We start from the raw sequence: 19,917 nt of genomic DNA, 5'->3' as shown, positions 1-19,917 counted from the left end.
GCATCGCAGGGCCGGGCGCAATCACGGCTGGACGCACATTTTTCTCTCACCCTGTTTCTCTCGCCCTGCGCTCGCACGATGATCGTCGTGTCGCAGCCTGCCAGTGCTCTTGTCACCTTTGCCATGGCTGCGGCTCTGCGGCACGATGAGTCTCGGGCTCTGTCCGGTGCTTAACCGCTACACGCTCATGACGCTGCGCGCCATGCGGTGGCGATCGCCGGATCCGGCGGTGGTGGCCTGCAGACCGCAACGCGGCTTGTCGGCTAGTGATCCCGGCTTTCGCGTGGGTCTGCCCAGCGCCCCGGCAATCCCGACCGGCTGGCTTTCGACGGGGCCTTGATGTGCCCCAAAAGCCAGTTCGGCCCGGCCATCAGCCGCGACAGGGTCGGGCTGTCGCGCACATGCGCTTTCAGCTTTTCGATCTGCATCACATTGTCGATCCGACGATCCAGAAAGGCCCATGTCGCCTCGTTGTCCGTGCTGCTGTCACCCAGCCAATAGAGCAATGTGGCGCTATAGACCGCGCTGAGCGTCGCACGTTTGGTGTACCAGTTCACATCGTCCGACGTGTCGCCAAGCGCCGTCCAGATGGCATCGGCCGTTCCCCAGATCAGCGCGCTGCCTTCGGCGGCGTGATGCGGCAACGCAAAAAGCGTGGACCCGCGCCGCGCCAATTCCTTGTCGGCAATCAGATCGAGCCGGATTCGGACCGCAGCGGCGATCTTGTCGCGAAACTTCATGCCGTCAAAACTGGCATCCCTGATCCGCTGCACCATCTGCGCATCGCCGCGCTTGTGATAGGCCACCGCAAGGTCCAGCGCCCCACGCGGACAGACCGCCCGTGCAACGCCGGCATCTATACCGGTATCGCGCACCGCGTCCTCGAAGGTCGCGGGCGACCAGCCCTCAAAGGCGACATGCTTGAGCGCGGCATCCAGCAGGTCGTTCTTGGCTTTTTCGTAGGCTACGGTCATCGCTTCGCTCCTTTTGCGCCGGTGGTTCGCGCAGGCATCCTTGGACTGGACAAACTAGGGCATGCTTGCTATATGCCCACTTCCTGCAATTCCTTGCAACTCAACTTAGAAAGGTGGTGAAAACCACATGCAGGTTAGTGTTCGCGACAACAACGTCGATCAGGCGCTTCGTGCCCTGAAGAAAAAGCTGCAGCGCGAAGGTGTCTTCCGCGAGATGAAGCTCAAGCAACATTTCGAGAAGCCCAGCGAGAAACGCGCGCGCGAGAAAGCTGAAGCGATCCGCCGTGCCCGCAAGCTGGCACGCAAGAAAGCACAACGCGAAGGCATGATGTAAGTCATCCCTCGCATTTTGCGACAGAGACAACGACCCCCCGCAGGCACCCGCCCGCGGGGGTTTGTGTTTGTGGGGTCGGCGGATTAGGTGCCGTACCGGTCAGGCGGCGAGGATGCTACGCGAAGCCGACCCTGCCCAATCCTGACCGACGTCCGAGCAGACCGGATCACCCCCTGTCGTTCCGCCGACGCGTCATGACGAAAACGCGGACACATCCCGCGACTCCCCCATACTGTGGTGCGAAACGGCTATTGCCCTTGTGCGCGGCTATCACGCTTTTTCTGCCCGACTTCGCGGATGATCGCCCCGATCGTCATCAGCTGGTCCGACAACGGGTTCGTCTTTCTCCAGACCATTCCGATGGTCCGCGACGGTCGCGATTGGGGAAACCGCGCGATGGAGACGTCAGCAGACCGTGTTTCGAGCGACAGCGCGATTTCCGGAATAAGCGTCACGCCCATGCCCGCGCTGACCATTTGCACCAGCGTCGAAAGCGAATTCCCCTCCATCAACTGGCGCGGCTTGGTCTTGGCGAACTGGCAGAACGACAAGGCCTGATCGCGAAAGCAATGCCCCTCCTCCAGCAGCAACAGGCGCATCGATTGCAGCATTTTGGGGCTCGGAACGGGTTTGCCCGCGTCTTCGGACGGGCGCACCAAAACGAAATCCTCTTCGAAAAGCGCGAATTCCCGCAACGTGGGCTCAGACATCGGCAATGCTACGACCGCAAGGTCAAGCCGCGCTTCCAACAGGTCGTCGATCAAGGATCGCGTCACCGATTCGCGAAGTTCCAGCTCGAGCCCGAGGAACCGCTGAGACAGCGCGGTAATGATTTCCGGCAGTATGTACGGCGCGACGGTCGGGATGATTCCCAGTCGCAGCCGGCCTGCCAGCGGTGTGTTGGACGCCCGCACGAGATCCTCGAGCTCTTCCACTGCAAGCAGGATTTCGCGGCCCTTCCTGATGAAATCCTCACCGGTCGATGTCAGACGGATCTTTCGGGCATTGCGCTCGACCAGCGGCGTGCCGAACATCCCCTCCAACTCCTTGACCTGCAAGGACAGGGCCGGCTGCGAGATCGAACATGCCTCGGCGGCGCGCCCGAAATGCTGATGACGGGCCAGCGCATCGAAGTATCGCAGTTGCTTGATCGTCAGGTTCATCATTAGCGTAGCTTATAGCGGCTTTAAGATTATTCAATTGGAGTTTATAGATGCCGTAGGCTATTTTGCGCAACCAATGTACCGGCGCATCGCCGCTGGCTCGATCGATCAAACCAATTGGAGAGACTCATGGACGGAAACAACGTGAACGCGACAGGGGGCTGCCCGGTCATGCACGGCGGCAATACCACGGTGGCAAGCCCGGTGACGAAGTGGTGGCCCAGAGCGCTGAACATCGACATCCTCCATCAGCATGGCGCCCGCACCAACCCGATGGATGCCGACTACGACCATCGCGAGGCGGTCAAGGGTCTGGATTTCGAAGCTGTCAAAGCCGATCTTCATGCCCTGATGACCGACAGCCAGGACTGGTGGCCCGCCGACTGGGGTCACTACGGCGGTCTGTTCATCCGCCTTGCGTGGCACGCGGCGGGTTCTTACCGTTTGGGCGATGGCCGTGGCGGTGCGGGCACGGGCAACATCCGTTTCGCGCCGTTGAATTCCTGGCCGGACAACGCCAGCCTCGACAAGGCGCGGCGCCTGCTTTGGCCGATCAAGAAGAAATACGGCAACGCCCTCTCCTGGGCGGACCTGATCGTCCTGTCGGGCACGGTCGCCTATTCCTCCATGGGGCTCAAGACCTTTGGCTTCGGCTTCGGACGCGAGGACATCTGGGGCCCGGAAACCGACATCAACTGGGGCAACGACAGTGTTCTGGAGGCGCCGACGGACGAGCGTGTCGAGGACATCAACGACCCAAGCACGATGTACAACCCGCTGGCGGCGTCGCACATGGGCCTGATCTATGTGAACCCGGAAGGCGTGAACGGCAATCCGGATCCGGCGCTCACGGCTGAATACGTCCGCACGACGTTCTCGCGCATGGCGATGAACGACGAAGAGACCGCCGCGCTGACGGTGGGCGGGCACACGGTCGGCAAATGCCACGGCATGCAGGCCGAAATCGGCGCGGCACCCGAAGGTGCGACCCTCGCGGAAGCGGGACTTGGCTGGAGCAATCCGAAGTTCGAAGGCAAGGCCAACCAGGCGCATACATCGGGCCTTGAGGGCGCATGGACGACCAACCCGACCCAATGGGACAACGGATACCTTGAACTTTTGTTCGGCTACGAGTGGCAGACCACGAAATCCCGCGCCGGTGCGTGGCAGTGGGAACCGATCGATATCGCCGAAGAGCACAAGGTGCCGGATGCCTCCGATCCGTCGGTCAAGCACAACCCGATCATGACAGATGCCGACATGGCGATGAAGGTCGATCCGATCTACCGCGAAATTTGCGAGCGGTTCCACAAGGACCCCGAGTACCTTGCCGAGACCTTCGCGCGGGCGTGGTTCAAGCTGACGCACCGCGACATGGGGCCAAAGGTGAACTACTACGGCCCCGACGTACCGGCCGAAGATCTGATCTGGCAGGATCCGGTCCCGGCGGGCAACACCGGCTACGATCTGGCGGCCGTCAAGTCCAAGATCGCCGACAGCGGCCTGAGCGCGGCCGACATGATCGCAACTGCATGGGACAGCGCGCGAAACTTCCGCGGCTCCGACAAGCGGGGCGGCGCCAATGGCGCGCGCATCCGTCTGGCGCCGCAGAAGGACTGGGTGGGCAACGAGCCCGAGCGTCTGGCCAAGGTGCTTGGCCTTCTCGAGCCCATCGCCACCGAGACGGGCGCGTCACTGGCGGATGTGATCGTTCTGGCCGGCAATGTCGGGCTTGAGCAGGCGATCAAGGCCGCTGGCCACGATGTCGAGGTGCCCTTTGCCAAAGGCCGCGGCGACGCGACCGAGGAGCAGACCGACGCCGACAGCTTCACCGATCTTGAGCCCCTGGCCGACGGATTCCGCAACTGGCAGAAGGAAGACTATGCCGCCCGTCCCGAAGAGCTGATGCTGGACCGGGCGCAACTGCTTGGCCTGACAGCGGCGGAGATGGTCGTGCTTGTGGGTGGCATGCGCGTTCTCGGCACCAATTACGGTGGGTCCAGGCATGGAGTGTTCACCGACCGCGAAGGCCAACTGACGACAGACTTTTTCGTCAACCTGACCGATATGGGCTATAGCTGGCACCCGGTCGATCAGGACGGGATCTATGAAATCCGCGATCGCAAGACCGGCGCGGTCAAATGGACAGCGACAAGTGCCGACCTGGTGCTGGGGTCCAACTCGATCCTGCGCGCCTACGTCGAGGTCTACGCCCAAGACGACAACGCCGAAAAGTTCGTGCGCGACTTCGTGGCGGCCTGGACGAAGGTCATGAATGCGGACCGGTTCGATCTGGTAGCCTGAACCACATGTCCGGGCAGCCCGTCTGCCCGGACATTTTCCGGCCGCTTTGAACGGTCGAACATACCCCCCCGCCCCTGCTGTCGCGGCGAGGGTTCGCCAGGCAACGGCATCTGATCGCACGGCGGCTTTTGCAGGTCCGGCCCGTGTTGCATGCCCCGAAAAGCGGGCGATCCGCGCGTACTGCGCGCGCATCTTGATCCACATCAAGGATACTTCGTGCGGCCCATGGTCCCTGGTGTCAGGGGTGGCAGGGGTCCGGCCTTGTCACCACGACATCACTGAACACCCCGTTCAGTGAAGACAACGGCGGCGCATCACGCCCCCGCAAGGCAGACCAGACCACCGTGCAAGCAACTGACCCACAGCCCCATCGCGCCGCACGTCAGGCGTTATCCGGTGCGCCCCGCTTCAGGGCGCCGACGCTTTCGTTGCTTGTGCAGGCCTTGGCGCTCGGCTGGTCCGATCTGCGGCGCGCGCCGCGCTTTGGCCTGATGATATCGGGGTTCTACGTGCTTTTCGGTTGGCTGATGGCGTGGATCACGGCACAGACGGGAAACACGTACTGGCTTGTCCTCGCCGCTTTCGGGTTTCCCCTCTTTGGACCATTTGCCGCCGTTGGGCTGTACGAGGTGTCGCGCAGGTTGCAGACCGGTCAGCCGCTCGACTGGTCCGGCGTGATCGGCGTGGTGCTGCAACAACGCGAACGGCAACTGCCGCTGATCGGGGCCGCGATCATCTTCATATTCCTGTTCTGGTTTTTCATCGGGCATATGATCTTTGCCCTGTTCCTCGGCCTGTCCCGGATGACCAACATCTCAAGCTCGTTTGCCGTCTTCCTGACGCCGAATGGGGTGACGATGCTCGCGGTGGGGACGGCGGTCGGCGCACTTTTTGCGCTTTTGCTGTACAGTATCACCGTGGTGGCATTGCCGATGCTGCTGGACCGCGAAGTCGATGTCATGACCGCGATGATTGCCAGTTTCAGCCACGTCATGTCCTACCCCATGGTGATGTTGGGGTGGGCCGCCTTTGTCGCGGTCGCGACACTGGCGTCGCTTGCGCCATTCTTTCTCGGGCTTCTTGTCGTTTTCCCGATCCTCGGCCACGCGACCTGGCACTTCTACGACCTGTCGATCCTTCCCGCGGACCCGGCTTGAAACCTCAAGGCTGCGCAACGGCCTGCACTTCGTGCACCTTGATTTCAATCAAGGATTCACCGCCGCCCGGTATCGCATAGTTTGACCGCACCAAAACGAAAGGCACGTGATGTTCAAGAAAATTCTGGTTTCATTCGACGGCTCCGACCACGCCGAATCGGCGTTGCGCGTCGCTGCCGATCTTGCGGAAAAGTACCAAGGGAGCCTTGAAATCGTCCATGTTCCCGAACTCCAGACGACCGCCATCGCAGTGGGCGCAAGCGCCGTCGTGATCCCCGTGAACGAAGAGAAGGTGCGCCAGGCCGCCGACGACGTGCTGGCGCGGGCAGCGGACATCGCGCGGCAATCGGGCCACGACGCCACGACGCAGGTTCTGCAAGGCAGTCCCGCCGAGGCCATTCTGCACCATGCCACGGACACGGGCGCCGATCTGATCGTTGCCGGGCGTCGAGGGCTGGGCACGCTGCGCGGGCTGCTGATGGGCAGCGTCTCGCAAAAGCTGACCGCGCATGCGACCTGCCCCGTCCTGACCGTTCTGTGACCGGTCGCGGCCCGACAAGCCCGGGCGCCGGCCGGTCGGGCACCGGATACGTCGGCCCGCCGCGAAAGGGCCAAAAAGACCGCGGGCAGCACGGCCTGTCCCTTCAGGGCGCCGATCCGTCGGCGTCCTCGTGCAGTCTGGCGCGCAGGTCGGTCTTGAGCACCTTTCCGTAGTTGTTCTTCGGCAGGGCCGCGACAAAATGATATGCCTTGGGCCGCTTGAAGCGGGCGATCCGCGCAAGGCACAACGCATCGAGCGCAGCGGTATCGACAGTCTGTCCCTCGTGGCCCACCACAAAGGCCACCACGACCTCTCCCCATTCGGGATCGGCCTGCCCCACCACCGCGACCTCGTGCACCCCCGGATGGCTCAGCAGGACGTCCTCCACCTCTCTCGGATAGATGTTGGACCCGCCCGAGATGATCATGTCCTTGGACCTGTCGTGCATGGTGACATAGCCGTCGGCATCCATCCGGCCCATGTCACCGGTCCACAGCCAATCGCCGCGCAGCGTTTTCGCGGTGGCCCCGGGATCTTGCCAATACCCCGCCATCACGGTGGCCCCCCGGACCGCGATTTCGCCGATCGCGCCGTGCGGTAGTTCCTTACCATCCTCGCCAAGGATCGCGACATCGACCAGGCTCTGCGCCGTGCCGACCGAATTGAGCCGCTCGCGCCAGCGCCGATGATTGCGGTCGGCCACGTCATGCCGGGTCAGCGCGGTGATGCCCATGGGGCATTCGCCCTGACCGTAAATCTGGACGAACCGGGGACCCATGACATCCACCGCCTCCAGGATATCAGCCTCGTACATCGGTCCGCCCGCATAGACGACCGTACGCAGCCCGTCGCCGGTGCTGCCTGTCGTTTTCGCGACATCGACAAGACGGCGCACCATGGTCGGCGCGGCGAACATGGACACCGGGCCGATCCCGGGTGCCAGTTGGAGGATCTCCCGCGCGTCGAATCCGCCACTTGCGGGAACGACGTGGCGTGCCCCGCGCAGGACATGCATGAAATTGTAGAGCCCCGCGCCATGGCTCATCGGTGCGGCGTAAAGGATCGCATCCTCCGCGCGGACATCGTCCACATCCACAAAGTAGCACATGGTCATCGCGGCAATATTTCCGGCGGTGATCATCACGCCCTTGGGTCGGCCCGTCGTTCCGGAGGTATAGAACAGCCAGAGGACATCATCGGCGCTGCAGGCCGCCGGTGCCGCGGCAGGTGCGCCATGCCGCATCGCGTCAAAATCCCCGCGCCCGACCGAGACGACCTGAACCCCCTTTGGCGTGAGGCCTTTCAAGCCGGCGGTTGTTTTGTCATCGCCGAATACCAGGCATGCGCCCGAGGTTCCGATGATCCAGGCCGCTTCGCGGGCATGCAGCTTGGCGTTGATCGGCACCGCAACCGCGCCGATCCACCAGATCGCATAAAGCGCCTCGAGGTAGGCGGTGCAATTGCTCAGAAACAGCGCGACGCGGTCACCCTTTTCGACACCTCTCGCGGCAAGCGCCCCTGCGACGGCTGCGGACCGCCCGGCAAATTCCGAATAGGTCGCATCCAGCCGGGTCCCGGTGAGCAGTGCAGGCGCCTTGGGCGACCGACGCGCGGTACGGCGCAGCCATTCAGCCGGGTTCATGCCAACGATGCGTGCGTCCATACCTGCCTCCCGGTTCCGGGCCAAATGATACCGCCCGATGCCATACGGGCCAATTCCGCGTCGCGGCGCAACCCGATCCCCATGAACGGCCCTGCGGCGATCGCGTTCGATCATGCGTCGAATGGGCGAATCCAGCCCAGAACCGGATGATCCGCCGTCGCGGCAGCACCTTTGCCGACATCTGCGGCCTGGGCGGCATGATCCGACAGGGCAAGGCCGCACGAGCCCTCGGGTGCGTGGCACATGATCCGGGTCAATCCCGCCCCAGGATCATGTCGCTCGCCTTTTCCGCCATCATGATCGTCGGCGCGTTGGTGTTGCCGCTGGGGATGCTCGGCATGGCGCTGGCGTCGACCACTCGCAATCCTTCCACCCCGCGCAGGCGCATCTGACCGTCCAAAGGGGCAGCCGCGTCGTTGCCCATCCGCACGGTGCAGGTCGGGTGAAAGATCGTCGTGCCGATACGCCCCGCCGCCTCCATCAGCGCCTCCTCGTTGTCGGATGACATGCCGGGGCTGATCTCTTGCGGGGCATAGCGGGCCATCGGGGATTGCGCCATGATGCTGCGCGCCTGCCGGATGGCATCGACCGCCACGCGCCGGTCGCCCGGCGTGCTCAGGTAGTTCGGCGCGATGACGGGCGCGTCATGCGGATCGGCGCTTGCGATCCTGATTGTGCCCCGGCTTTCGGGGCGCAGGTTGCACACGCTGGCGGTCAGGGCCGGAAAATCATGCAGCGGCTGGCCGAACGCCTCGAGCGACAGGGGCTGTACGTGATATTCCAGATCGGGCGTCGCAAGCCCCTCGCGCGAGCGGGAAAAAGCGCCAAGCTGGCTGGGCGACATCGACATCGGGCCCGAGCGGTTGATCAGGTATTCCAACCCGATCCGCGCCTTGCCCCAAAGCGAATTCGCCATCGTGTTCAGCGTTTTGGCCCCGGTCAGCCGCCACGCGCAGCGCAGTTGCAGATGGTCTTGCAGGTTTTCACCGATCTGCGGCACGTCGCGAACGACGTCGATGCCGTGATCACGCAACACGCCGCCCGGCCCCAGACCGGAGAGTTGCAGGATCTGCGGGCTGTTCACCGCCCCCGCGGACAGGATCACTTCGGCCTCGGCGCGCACGACATGAGCAGTGCCGCCATGGTCATATTCCACGCCGACGGCGCGGCCGCCCTCTATCACGATGCGGCGGGTGTGCGCCTGGGTCAGCACCTTCAACCCCGGCCCGCCGGTGGTGCGCAGGAATGCCTTTGCGGTGTTCATCCGCCAGCCGCCACGCTGGTTGACGCGGAAATACCCCACACCTTCGTTGTCACCGGTGTTGAAATCCGTGACCGCCGGCAGCCCCCAGGCCACAGCGGCATCGCGCCAGTGATCCAGCACGTCCCAATGCAGGCGCTGGTTTTCCACCCGCCATTCGCCCCCCGCGCCATGCAGATCGCTGGCGCCCTCGACGTAATCCTCGGACCGTTTGAAATACGGCAGCACATCGTCCCAGCCCCATCCGGTCAGACCCGTCTGCCGCCATCCATCGTAATCCGCCGCCTGCCCGCGCAGATACAACATTCCGTTGATCGAACTGCACCCGCCCAGGACCTTGCCGCGCGGATACAGCAAAGACCGCCCGCCCAGGCCCGGCTCGGCGGCGGTGCGGTACATCCAGTCGGTGCGCGGATTTCCGATGCAATAAAGATACCCCATCGGGATATGCACCCAATGATAGTTGTCCTTTCCGCCGGCTTCCAGCAGCAGCACGCGGTTGCCTGCCTCGCTCAGCCGTTTGGCCAGCACGCAGCCCGCGCTGCCCGCGCCGACGATGATGTAATCCCAAGTCAAGCCGATGCTCCTGCGGTCACGTGGCCCCAGTCTCTACAGAAAGCGTGCAGATACAATCGTATAGTTGAACCGCTGCACCGTGGGCCCCGGCACCGTACAGCCAAGAGGGTTGGACCGCCCGGGCGACCATGTTCCGGTCCGTTCGCGGCTGCGCCTTTGGTTCTGATAGGTCCAGTCGACACGGTAGGTCACGGAAATCCTGCGGTCGGGATGCGCATTGCGCAGCTGCAGATAGCGCCCGCCAAATCCTGCCGGCCCGCAGGGCTGGTTCGCGACCACCTGCAAAAAGCCGCGCGCGTTTTCCGCCGGCGCATCCTGCGTCGTCGGCGGGGTCATCGTGCAGGCCGCCAGCGCCAGTGACAAGATCGCCGCCTGCCCCGCCCGTGAAATCATTGCCAATACCACTGCCGCTCCTCCCTTTGCTGCGGTTCCATCATACCGGCAACGCCGTGGTCTTGAAGACCGTGCGCAACGCGAATGACGACTGCATCTGCCCGACCCCCGGCAACCGCGCGAGGTACTGACGGTGGATGCGCGCGAAATCCTCGGTGTTTTCGGCCACGACCTTGAGAAGATAGTCCGCCGATCCCGCCATCAGGTGACATTCCAGAACATCGGGAATGAGCCGCACCGCGCGCTCGAAGGCGTCCAGCACCTCATCCGCCTGCCCCTGCAGCGTGATTTCGACGAAGACCGTCGTGGCCACGCCGAGCTTGCGCGCATCCAGAAGCGCCACATAGTCGCGGATGTATCCTTCCTGCTCCAATCGCTGCACCCTGCGATGGCACGCGGATGGCGACAAATTAACCGCCTCCGACAGCTCGGCGTTCGACATCCGCCCCCTGCGTTGCAGCGCGGTCAGGATACGGCGATCTGTGGCGTCTAACGGCATTGGCGCACGAACCTTCGAACTTGTGACCCTTTGACCGCAGGTTATTCGACAAACAGGCGCTTTGGCGACCCACATTCGCTGCGCAATTGCATTGGCGTCGCTTTATGATCCGCGACAAACAGCACTTACGGAGGATGGATCCATGAAAATCGGCTGCCCGACAGAGATCAAACCACAGGAATTCCGCGTGGGCCTGACACCCAACGCGGCGCAGGAAGCGGTCAACCACGGCCATACCGTCCTTATCCAGTCCGGCGCCGGGATCGGTGCCGGGTTCGAGGACGCCGACTATATCGCCGCCGGAGCCGAGATCATCGCAACGGCCGAGGATGTGTTTGCCAAGGCCGACATGATCGTCAAGGTCAAGGAGCCGCAGGCGGGCGAGCGCAAGATGCTGCGCGAGGGCCAGTTGCTGTTCACCTACCTGCATCTGGCGCCCGACCCCGCGCAGACCAAGGATCTTCTGGCCAGCGGCTGCACCGCCATCGCCTATGAGACGGTAACCGATCGCAACGGTGGCCTGCCGCTTCTGGCGCCGATGTCCGAGGTGGCCGGGCGCCTTGCGCCGCAGGTCGGCGCGTGGACCCTGCAAAAGGCCAATGGTGGGCGCGGCGTACTGATGGGCGGCGTGCCCGGTGTTGGCCCTGCGCGAGTGATGGTGATCGGCGGCGGCGTCGTGGGCACCCATGCGGCGCGCATCGCCGCGGGCATGGGCGCGGATGTCACGGTGCTCGACCGGTCGCTGCCACGGCTGCGCTATCTTGACGATGTCTTTGGCGGCACCTTCAAGACCAGCTACGCCAGCGCCGGCAATACCATCGAACTTGCCCGCATGGCCGACATGATCATCGGCGCGGTTCTGATCCCCGGCGCAGAAGCGCCCAAGCTGATCACCCGCGCGCAACTGTCCGAACTGAAGCCTGGCGCGGCCCTTGTGGACGTGGCGATCGATCAGGGTGGCTGTTTCGAGACGTCAAAGGCCACGACGCATCAGGATCCGATCTATGACGTCGATGGGATCATGCATTACTGCGTGGCCAACATGCCCGGCGCGGTCGCGCGCACTTCGACCATCGCGCTTGGCAACGCCACGATGCCGTTCATGCTGGCGCTGGCCGACAAAGGCTGGAAGCAGGCCTGCCTCGACGATCCGCACCTGATGGACGGGCTGAACGTACATGCCGGCCATCTGACCTATTACGCGGTCGGCAAGGCGCTAGGGATCGACGTGATGTCACCCAGCATCGCCGTCAAGCATTAGGCGCTTGTCCCGTCCGGCCCGCCGGTTGATATCGGCGGGCCGGATCTTTGCGAGGGCGCGTGTTCAGCGGCCCTTGGCCAACTGGTCGCGGATCTCCAGCAGAACATCCAGTTCGGACGGGCCCGTCTTTACCTCTGGCGCAACGTCGTCCGGCTTTTCCGCCGCCGACTTCAGCTTGTTGACCGCCTTGACCAGCATGAAGACCACGAACGCGATGATCAGGAAATTGATGCAGGCCGTGACGAATGCACCGTAGGCAAATATTGCCGCACCGCTTTCGCGGGCCGCGTCAAGGCCAACACCGGCGGGCACATTGCCCGACAATACGACATACATGCTTGTGAAATCGACACCGCCCAGGATCAGGCCGATGATCGGGTTGATCAGATCGCCCACCAGCGACGACACGATAGCGGTGAAAGCGGCACCGATGATGATGCCCACCGCCAAATCCATCACATTGCCCTTGGCAATGAAGTCCTTGAATTCATTGATCATAAAGTTCCCTCGCACGCAGTGCCCTCTTTTGGGGCGGTGTTGATTATGGTCGACTGTGCACTGATTAACACAGCCCCGCGCATTCTACGCAGTGTTTTTGTCGCCCGGCATGATTAGCTGATGTCGTACATTTTTCTCAAAGAGGTGCCCCATGGCTGACCTGTCTGTTTATCCGATCACCAAGAAATGGCCGCCGCAGAATCCCGAAATTCTGCAGCTTTATTCCTTTCCCACCCCGAACGGCGTCAAAGTGTCCATCGCGCTCGAGGAAATGGGCATCCCCTACGAGGCGCATACCGTGACCCTGTCGGACAAGGACGTGAAAAGCCCCGAGTTCCTGTCGCTCAATCCCAACAACAAGATCCCCGCGATCATCGATCCGAACGGCCCCGACGGCACACCCGTGACGCTGTTCGAAAGCGGTGCGATCCTGCTGTACCTGGCGCAGAAATCCGGGCGGCTGATCGGCCGGACCGCCGCCGACAAGGCGCATGTCACGCAGTGGCTGATGTTTCAGATGGGCGGCCTTGGACCGATGTTCGGACAGATGGGATTTTTCAGCAAATTCGCCGGGTCCGAATGGGACGACAAGCGCCCGCAGCAACGCTACATCGACGAAAGCAAGCGCCTGCTGGCGGTGTTGGAACGGGAACTGGCGGGCAAGGAATGGATCGCGGGCGACTATTCGATCGCGGACATCGCGATTGCGCCATGGCTTGCCGCGCTTGAATTCTACGGCACCCAGGACGCAGTCGGCTGGTCGGATCATCCGAACGCCGTGGCCTATCTTGACCGTTTTCTGGCGCGGCCCGCCGTGATCAAGGGGCGCCAGATTCCGCCGCGCGAGGTTGCCGCCTAAGGGATCACGACGCCGCCGCGCGGATCATCGCGGCGGCTTTTTCGGCGATCATGATCGTGGGCGCATTGGTGTTGCCGCCGATCAGTCGCGGCATCACCGACGCGTCCACCACCCGCAACCCCTTGAGCCCGTGGACACGGCACGACGGATCCACCACCGCCATGTCGTCCGTGCCCATCTTGGCCGTGCCGACGGGGTGATAGATCGTATCGGCGCGGTTGCGGATGTCCGCCTCGAGCGCGGCATCAGATCCGTCATGCGGGTAAAGCTGCGCATCGCGCCACGGATCCAGCGGCGGCGCGGTCAGGATCGCTTGCATCTTGCGCGCGCCCAGCTTGAGCAGTTCAAGGTCGCGCGGATCGTCCAGATAGTTCGGATCGATCCGCGGGGGCTTGCGCGGATTGGTCGACTGCAGACCCACGTGCCCCCTGCTGAACGGGCGCAGCACGCAGACATGGCACGAAAACCCATAGCGAAAGTGGATCTTGCGCATGTGCTGATCGACGATACCGACCACGAAATGCAGTTGCAGATCGGGTCGGTCCACGTCCGGCGTCGATCGCAGAAACGCACCGCCTTCGGCAAAGGGCGAGGCGAACATCCCCGTTCCGTCACGCCGCCAACGCAGGCCGGCCGCGGCCAGTTGCATCAGCCCCTTTGGGCCAAGCCCGACCACGTCGTCGCGCTTCGACCGATAGCTCAGAACGTAATCCAGGTGGTCCTGAAGGTTCCGGCCCACGCCCGGCAATTCGTGCTCCACCTCGATCCCGTGGCGGGCCAGCTCGTCGCGCGGCCCGATGCCGGACAAAAGCAGGACCTGCGGCGACCCGAACGCGCCGCCGGACAGAACGACTTCGCGTCGTGCCTCGACCACCTCTCGCCGGCCGGCGCGGTCGATCACGACGCCGGTGGCGCGACCGCCCTCGATCACCACCTTCATCGCGATGGTCTTTGTCAGAATGGCCAGGTTCGGCCGTTGCCGCACGGTCGGGGACAGATACGCCGCCGCCGCCGAACACCGCTCGCCCCGGTGCGGCCCAGCGTGGAATTGCGTCACCTGGTAAAGCCCGGCTCCTTCCTGCCGGGGGCCGTTGAAATCGTCGGTCTGGCGCACCTGTTGACAGGCCGCCGCCTCGACAAAGGCATGGGTTATCGCGCGCGGCTCCGATTGTTCGGCAACCTGCAGGGGGCCGTCGGCACCATGATAGGCATCCGCGCCGCGCACATTGCCTTCGGCCTTCTTGAAATAGGGCAGAACGCTGTCCCAATCCCAGCCCGCGCATCCCATGTCGGCCCATTCGTCATAGTCACGCGCGTGACCGCGGGCATACAGCATCGCATTGATCGCGGATGACCCGCCCAGCCCCTTGCCGCGCGGCTGGAACCCGCGGCGTCCGTTCAGGCCCTTTTGCGGTTCGGTGTGAAACGCCCAGTTGTTGATCCTGGGGCGGCCCGACACCATCGCGGCCACCAGCGCGGGCGCACGGACAAAAATGTCGCGCCCCTCCCCGCCCGCCTCGATCAGGCAGACCTTCGCCTTTGCGTTCTCGCTCAGCCGCGCGGCCAGCACGCATCCGGCAGAACCACCGCCGACGATCACGTAGTCGAATTCCATAAAGCCGCCCCCCTGCTTCCCGCTATCGTAGTGGGGCCGGGGGGCGGCTGGCAAATGGATTAGCCGGGCAGCGCCCCCGTCAGCACATAACGCAGGATCTGTACGACCTGCGCCGGGTCTTCGGCCACGGCGAGGGCCGCGGCGTCCACCTCTTTCAACGCATGGGCATGATCCGGCCCATGCAGGATGATCAGCGACTTGCCCAGTGCCGCGGCATAGCCCGCGTCGAACGCCGCGTTCCACTGCTTGTACTGGTCGCCGAACCGCACGACGACGACATCGGCCTCGGCGATCCCCTTGCGGGTGCGGATCGCATTGACCATCGCCCCCTTGTGGTCGTGCCAGTATTTCCTGTCCTCGCCGCCCAAGATCGCCACGCCGCAATCGTCGCTGGCGGCGTGATCGGTCACCGGGCTGCCAAAGACCACATCGAGCCCGTGTGCACCGGTCGTGATCTGCTCGCGCCAGTCGGTGTGGATTTCACCCGACAGATAAACCTTCAGCGTCATCGCTTAACTCCTTCGATCTGACTTTCAGCCGCGCAGCACGCCGCCGGTGGCCTTGGTCACCTTTTCGATCACCTTGGCGCCCACGGCTTCGATATCCTTGTCCTTGAACGTCTTGTCGGTGGGCTGCATCCGCACCGTCAGCGCGAGCGATTTCTTGCCCTCGCCCAACGACCCACCGATGAATTCGTCAAAGACCCGGACTTCCTGAACGATCGCCTTGTCCGCCCCCATCGCGGCGTTGATCAGCGCCTGCGCCTCGACCTCGGCATCCACGACAAAGGCGAAATCGCGCTCCACCGCCTGCAGATCGCTGACCTGCAACGCGGGCCGGGTGGCGCCCGTCTTGCGCGGGATCGGCACCTCGGCGGGCCAGAGGGTAAAGGCCATCGCCGGCCCTTTGACATCCATCGCCTCCAGGACGCGGGGGTGTACCTCTCCGAACACGCCCAGCACCTTTTTCGGACCAAGGCAGATCATCCCGTGCCGGCCGGGGTGCCACCAATCCGCCGCCCCGCGCAGAATCTGCGACTTGGCGGGTGCGCCCATCGCGGCAAGAACCGCCTCGGCATCGGCCTTGACGTCAAACACATCGACCGCGCGCGCGGCGCCATGCACATCCTTGGGCCCGGTGCGCCCGACCAGCAGCCCCGTGACCAGCAGATGCTGCTCGCCAGGCTCGCCCCCGTGAAATGCGGGGCCGACCTCGAACAGCGCCATGTCGGCAAAGCCGCGCGCCTGGTTGCGGGCCGCCGCCTGCAACAATCCGGGCAACAGCGCAGGGCGCATATGGCTCATCTCGCTGCTGATCGGGTTTTCAAGCCGGGTCGCGTCGTCGCCGCCGCCGAACAGCTTGGCCGACGCTTCGTCGATAAAGCTGTAGGTGACACATTCGTTGTAGCCCAGCGCCGCCGCCGTACGCCGCGCGATACCTTCGCGGCGCTGCATCGGCGATAAGATCGGGCGCGGCACCCCCGGCGTCAGACGCGGCAGCGGCCGCCCCTCGAGTTTGGTCAGCGACGCGATGCGCGCGACCTCCTCGACCAGGTCGGCCTCGCCCTGAACGTCGGGCCGCCAGCTTGGCACATGCGCCAATGTCCCCTCGAGGATGAAACCCAGCGCCGTCAGCGTCTGGCGCTGCTCGCTTTCGGGAATGTCCATGCCCACGAGCGATTGAACGCGCGCGGCGTCCAGCTTGTAGGCGCGGCGCGTGTCCGGGATCTTGCCCGCCACGATCACCTCGGACGCTTCACCGCCCGCATGGTCCAGGATCATCCGCGTCGCATGCTCGATCCCGTAGGGCGTCCATTCCGGGTCGATCCCGCGTTCGAAGCGATACCGCGCGTCCGAGTTGATCTTGAGCGCGCGGCCCGTGTAGGCGGTGCGGACCGGGTCGAAATAGGCCGCCTCGAGAAACACGCTCACGGTCTCTTCGGTGCAACCGGTGCGCAGCCCGCCCATCACGCCCGCGATGCTTTCCACGCCATTGTCGTCCGAAATCAGCGTCATGCCTTCGTCGAAGGTGTATTCCTTTTCGTCCAGCCCCATCAACGTCTCGCCGCCTTTGGCGCGATGCACGCGCAGGGTATCGCCCGCGATCTTGTCGGCATCAAAGACATGCAGCGGACGATTGCGATCGTAGGTGAAGAAATTGGTCACATCGACAAGGAACGAGATCGGGCGCAATCCGATGGCGCGCAGACGATCCTGCAACCACTGCGGGCTGGGGCCGTTCGTGACGCCCCGGATCATCCGGCCAAAGAACACCGGCGCCTGTTCCAGCGTGTCGGCGTCGATGCTGACCTTGACGGGGCAGGCAAATTCACCCGGCACCGCATCGACTTCGCGCTTTTTCAGCTTGCCCAGGCCGCGCGCGGCCAGATCGCGCGCAATGCCGCGCACGCCCAGCGCGTCGGGCCGGTTCGGTGTGATCGCGATCTCGATCACCGGATCGACCTTGGCGGGGTCATGTTCGGCAAGCCAGTCGACGAAACTGTCACCGACGTTGCCCGCGGGCAGCTCGATGATGCCGTCGTGCTCTTCGCTCAGCTCCAGCTCGCGTTCCGAGGCCATCATGCCGTAGCTGTCGATGCCGCGGATGTTGCCCACGCCGATCGTGGTGTCGATGCCAGGCACGTAGACGCCCGGCTTGGCCACAACGACCGTGATCCCCTCGCGCGCGTTGGGTGCGCCGCAGATGATCTGCTTGACGCCCTCGTCGGTCTGCACCTGGCAGACCCGCAAACGGTCCGCGTCGGGGTGCTTTTCCGCGCTTTCCACATAGCCCAGCGTGAAACCCCGCAGGGCGGCACCACGATCCTCGACCCCCTCGACCTCAAGCCCGAGATCGGTGAGCGCATAGGTGATCTCGTCCAGCGTGGCGGTGGTCTCAAGATGATCTTTGAGCCAGGAGAGTGTGAATTTCATCTGTGTCTTCCCGTGTGTGGCCGCGAAATGGCCTTGTCAGGTCGTAAAGCCGTAGCCGCGAGTTACCGCGACAGCCCGCCATGCAGCGTTGGCTGGTCCAGTGACGCGAAACCATAATGCCGCAACCACCGCAAATCGCTGTCAAAGAACGCCCGCAAATCCGGGATGCCGTATTTCAGCATCGCGATCCGGTCGATTCCCATGCCAAAGGCAAAGCCCTGCCACTTGTCGGGGTCGATCCCGCCCGCGGCCAGCACCTTGGGGTGCACCATGCCCGAGCCGAGAACTTCCATCCAGCCGTCGCCCTCGCCGATGCGCAATTGACCGTCAACCCATGAGCACTGAATGTCCACCTCCGCCGACGGTTCGGTGAAGGGGAAATGGGAGGCGCGAAACCGCGTCTTGATGCCGTCGATTTCAAAGAAAGCGCTGAAGAATTCCTCCAGCGTCCACTTCAGGTTTGCCATCGATATGTCGCGGTCAATGGCCAGCCCCTCGACTTGGTGGAACATCGGTGTATGCGTCTGGTCATAGTCCGCGCGGTAGACGCCACCGGGACAGATGATGCGCAACGGCGCGCCCTGCGCCTCCATCGTGCGGATCTGCACCGGGCTGGTGTGGGTGCGCAACACGTGTGGCGGACGGTTGTCGCCCTCGGCGCGGTGCATGTAAAACGTGTCCATCTCGGCGCGCGCGGGGTGGTGGCCGGGAATGTTCAGCGCGTCGAAATTGTACCAATCGGTATCGATGCGCGGGCCCTCTGCCACGGAAAACCCCAACTCGGCAAAGATCGCGGCGACTTCCTCGCTGACCTGGCTGATCGGGTGGATCGTGCCTTCGCGCCGCGGGCGGACGGGCAATGTCACGTCCAGCCATTCCGACCGCAACCGCTCGTCCAGCGCCGCATCGGCAAGGCCGGCCTTCTTGGCGCTCAGCGCCGAATTGATCTCGTCCTTGAGGGCATTCAGCGCCGGACCCGCGGCCTGACGCTCTTCCGGCGTCATCTTGCCAAGCTCGCGCATCTTCAGCGCGACTTCGCCCTTTTTGCCCACGGCGGCAAGGCGGATCACCTCAAGAGCGGCCTCGTCGGTCGCCTCGGCAATCTGCCCCAGATATTTGCGCTTGAGATCGTCCATGACCGCTCCGCCTGCTTTATGTCGCAGACGTGCTACCAGAACCGCGCCTGAATACAAGCCGCCGCACCCGGTTTCGCGCATCCCTCTTGCCGCGGGGCCGCGTCCGCCCCACACTGGACACGCCCGGCAAGAAGGAGACAGCGGATGACACTGACAGGCGGATGCTACTGCGGCGCGCTGCGCTACAGCGCGCAGGGCGCGCCCACGTTCAAGGCGCAATGCCATTGCCGCGAATGCCAATACATATCCGGCGGCGGGCCGAATTTCTTCATGCTGATGCCGCAAGACGGGTTCGAATACACCAAGGGCAGCCCAAGGTTTTTTGCCCGAAGCGATCTGGACACACCGGTGACGCGGGAATTCTGCACCGACTGCGGCACCCACATCGCGACGCGGCGCCCCGGGTTGGCCTCCGTCATCCTCAAGGTCGGCACTTTGGACACCCCCGCGGCCTATGACCAACCGGCGATGGCGATCCACACCCTCGACCGACAACCCTTTCACCAGATCAAGGACGGCCTGCCGCAGTTCGAGCGATTGCCGAAAAGGTAATGCCCGTTCGCCCGGTTCTACCGCGGTCGGGGCTCGGCCCCAGTTCCCGGGGCATTCAGACACAAAAGAAGCGAAAGACAGCCTACTTCTTTTGTTTTCTAAATATCCCCGCCGGAGGCACCGATCGCGGATCTTTTGTAAAAAAGATCCGCGAAACATGTCGCGCGGCGCAAGCCGCACATCAAGACAGCGTCGGAC

General features: G+C 63.8%; 18 protein-coding genes. 7 read left to right on the top strand and 11 right to left on the bottom strand.

The features are described 5' to 3' along the window. Positions 1–263: 263 nt before the first annotated feature. On the bottom strand, positions 264–974 hold the full coding sequence (locus FDT80_RS11560; RefSeq protein ID WP_138662422.1) for a COQ9 family protein: 711 nt from the start codon (positions 972–974) through the stop codon (positions 264–266). A 127-nt stretch (positions 975–1,101) separates the two neighbouring features. Here FDT80_RS11560 and rpsU point away from each other — a divergent pair, with 127 nt between their 5' ends. Further along, entirely contained in the window at positions 1,102–1,308 is a 207-nt protein-coding gene (rpsU, locus tag FDT80_RS11555) for a 30S ribosomal protein S21 (protein WP_138662421.1), read from the top strand. Positions 1,309–1,556: 248 nt separating this feature from the next. Here the strand turns inward: rpsU and FDT80_RS11550 are convergent, their stop codons facing one another. After that, positions 1,557–2,474 carry a hydrogen peroxide-inducible genes activator gene (locus FDT80_RS11550; protein ID WP_138662420.1) on the bottom strand — a complete coding sequence of 306 codons (918 nt, stop codon included), beginning with the start codon at positions 2,472–2,474 and terminating at the stop codon, positions 1,557–1,559. Between the two features lie 126 nt (positions 2,475–2,600). Between FDT80_RS11550 and katG the strand changes: the two genes are divergently transcribed. The 3 genes from katG to FDT80_RS11535 all read left to right on the top strand — a co-directional run bounded on the left by katG (position 2,601) and on the right by FDT80_RS11535 (position 6,473). Further along, positions 2,601–4,775 (top strand): catalase/peroxidase HPI, encoded by a 2,175-nt coding sequence (katG, locus tag FDT80_RS11545; RefSeq protein WP_138662419.1) that lies wholly within the window; start codon positions 2,601–2,603, stop codon positions 4,773–4,775. Between the two features lie 428 nt (positions 4,776–5,203). Next, positions 5,204–5,932 (top strand): DUF2189 domain-containing protein, encoded by a 729-nt coding sequence (locus tag FDT80_RS11540; protein ID WP_246039926.1) that lies wholly within the window; start codon positions 5,204–5,206, stop codon positions 5,930–5,932. Positions 5,933–6,041: 109 nt separating this feature from the next. Continuing rightward, on the top strand, positions 6,042–6,473 hold the full coding sequence (locus FDT80_RS11535; RefSeq protein ID WP_138662418.1) for a universal stress protein: 432 nt from the start codon (positions 6,042–6,044) through the stop codon (positions 6,471–6,473). Positions 6,474–6,576: 103 nt separating this feature from the next. Here FDT80_RS11535 and FDT80_RS11530 read toward each other — a convergent pair whose 3' ends face one another. The 4 genes from FDT80_RS11530 to FDT80_RS11515 form a co-directional block, all read right to left on the bottom strand. Next, positions 6,577–8,115, bottom strand: coding sequence for an AMP-binding protein (locus tag FDT80_RS11530; protein WP_138662594.1), 1,539 nt, complete (start codon positions 8,113–8,115; stop codon positions 6,577–6,579). A 274-nt stretch (positions 8,116–8,389) separates the two neighbouring features. Continuing rightward, on the bottom strand, positions 8,390–9,973 hold the full coding sequence (locus FDT80_RS11525; protein ID WP_138662417.1) for a GMC family oxidoreductase: 1,584 nt from the start codon (positions 9,971–9,973) through the stop codon (positions 8,390–8,392). A 33-nt stretch (positions 9,974–10,006) separates the two neighbouring features. Next, positions 10,007–10,372 carry a hypothetical protein gene (locus FDT80_RS11520; protein ID WP_138662416.1) on the bottom strand — a complete coding sequence of 122 codons (366 nt, stop codon included), beginning with the start codon at positions 10,370–10,372 and terminating at the stop codon, positions 10,007–10,009. Positions 10,373–10,406: 34 nt separating this feature from the next. Next, positions 10,407–10,865: an Lrp/AsnC family transcriptional regulator gene (locus FDT80_RS11515; protein ID WP_138662415.1), complete on the bottom strand. Its 459-nt coding sequence runs from the start codon at positions 10,863–10,865 to the stop codon at positions 10,407–10,409. 142 nt (positions 10,866–11,007) lie between these two features. Here FDT80_RS11515 and ald point away from each other — a divergent pair, with 142 nt between their 5' ends. Next, complete coding sequence (ald, locus tag FDT80_RS11510) at positions 11,008–12,126, top strand: alanine dehydrogenase (RefSeq protein ID WP_138662414.1); 1,119 nt, start codon at positions 11,008–11,010, stop codon at positions 12,124–12,126. A 63-nt stretch (positions 12,127–12,189) separates the two neighbouring features. Here the strand turns inward: ald and mscL are convergent, their stop codons facing one another. Further along, positions 12,190–12,624: a large conductance mechanosensitive channel protein MscL gene (gene mscL, locus FDT80_RS11505; RefSeq protein WP_138662413.1), complete on the bottom strand. Its 435-nt coding sequence runs from the start codon at positions 12,622–12,624 to the stop codon at positions 12,190–12,192. Between the two features lie 151 nt (positions 12,625–12,775). Between mscL and FDT80_RS11500 the strand changes: the two genes are divergently transcribed. Further along, positions 12,776–13,483: a glutathione S-transferase family protein gene (locus FDT80_RS11500; protein ID WP_138662412.1), complete on the top strand. Its 708-nt coding sequence runs from the start codon at positions 12,776–12,778 to the stop codon at positions 13,481–13,483. Between the two features lie 4 nt (positions 13,484–13,487). On the opposite strand, the gene FDT80_RS11495 is transcribed toward FDT80_RS11500, so the two are convergent. The 4 genes from FDT80_RS11495 to pheS all read right to left on the bottom strand — a co-directional run bounded on the left by FDT80_RS11495 (position 13,488) and on the right by pheS (position 19,167). Next, positions 13,488–15,098, bottom strand: coding sequence for a GMC family oxidoreductase (locus FDT80_RS11495; protein ID WP_138662411.1), 1,611 nt, complete (start codon positions 15,096–15,098; stop codon positions 13,488–13,490). Between the two features lie 59 nt (positions 15,099–15,157). Next, positions 15,158–15,607 (bottom strand): YtoQ family protein, encoded by a 450-nt coding sequence (locus tag FDT80_RS11490; RefSeq protein ID WP_138662410.1) that lies wholly within the window; start codon positions 15,605–15,607, stop codon positions 15,158–15,160. 24 nt (positions 15,608–15,631) lie between these two features. Beyond that, positions 15,632–18,031 carry a phenylalanine--tRNA ligase subunit beta gene (gene pheT / locus FDT80_RS11485; RefSeq protein ID WP_138662409.1) on the bottom strand — a complete coding sequence of 800 codons (2,400 nt, stop codon included), beginning with the start codon at positions 18,029–18,031 and terminating at the stop codon, positions 15,632–15,634. 62 nt (positions 18,032–18,093) lie between these two features. Beyond that, positions 18,094–19,167: a phenylalanine--tRNA ligase subunit alpha gene (gene pheS, locus FDT80_RS11480; protein WP_138662408.1), complete on the bottom strand. Its 1,074-nt coding sequence runs from the start codon at positions 19,165–19,167 to the stop codon at positions 18,094–18,096. Positions 19,168–19,311: 144 nt separating this feature from the next. On the opposite strand from pheS, the gene FDT80_RS11475 reads away from it, so the two are divergent. Then, positions 19,312–19,719 carry a GFA family protein gene (locus FDT80_RS11475; RefSeq protein ID WP_138662407.1) on the top strand — a complete coding sequence of 136 codons (408 nt, stop codon included), beginning with the start codon at positions 19,312–19,314 and terminating at the stop codon, positions 19,717–19,719. Positions 19,720–19,917 lie beyond the last annotated feature (198 nt).

The organism is Sulfitobacter sabulilitoris, assembly GCF_005887615.1.
GTDB lineage: Bacteria > Pseudomonadota > Alphaproteobacteria > Rhodobacterales > Rhodobacteraceae > Sulfitobacter_E > Sulfitobacter_E sabulilitoris.
This window is presented reverse-complemented; position numbering and strand designations above follow the sequence as displayed.